Below are 566 nucleotides of genomic sequence, written 5' to 3'. Positions count from 1 at the left end.
GCGTGCGGCGTTGCCGTGGCAGGCAGGCCCAGGCGCAGGCGGGCGCGCTCCATCGCGGACTGGATCAGCCGGGGATTGACCGCCCCGCCCCGCGCGCCGCGAAAGAGCGGGCCATCGGCGGCGAGGTCGAAGGGGCAGAGGGCGACATAGGCGGCAACCGCCCTGGCCGCGGCGGGAATCACCGGGACGAGGCGGGTCTTCCCGCCCTTGCCGGTGATGCGCAGGGTCGGCGGCAGGGGGTGGTCGGCCCCGGTCAGGGCGAGCGCCTCCGAGATGCGCAGGCCAAGACCGTAAAGCAGCGTCACAATCGCCGTGTCGCGGGCAGCGATCCAGTCTTCGCGGGCGTCCGAGCCGATCTCGGCCAGAATTTCCGAGGCTCCAGATTCACTTAGCGGCCGAGGCAGCTTGCGGCGGAACTTCGGCGCTCGGGCCGACAGGACCGTGGTGGCGTCCGTGCCGCTGCGATCGGCGGCCCAGGCGGTAAAGCCTTTCACGGCCGAAAGGGCGCGCGCCAGGGAGCGGGCCGACCGCCCTCGACCGCGCTCCTCGGCCATCCAGGCGCGGAG

Annotated in this window: 1 protein-coding gene; it reads right to left on the bottom strand. The window is 73.3% G+C overall.

Features of this window, described 5'->3' with window-relative positions:
- On the bottom strand, positions 1–554 hold a 554-nt coding region (locus ACK4SE_RS14210), incomplete at its 3' end, for a tyrosine-type recombinase/integrase (RefSeq protein ID WP_409694030.1).
- Between the last annotated feature and the right edge of the window lie 12 nt (positions 555–566).

Source organism: Brevundimonas sp., assembly GCF_046293315.1.
GTDB lineage: Bacteria > Pseudomonadota > Alphaproteobacteria > Caulobacterales > Caulobacteraceae > Brevundimonas.
Note: the sequence above shows the minus strand (reverse complement) of the source record. Positions and strands in the feature narration are given on the sequence as shown.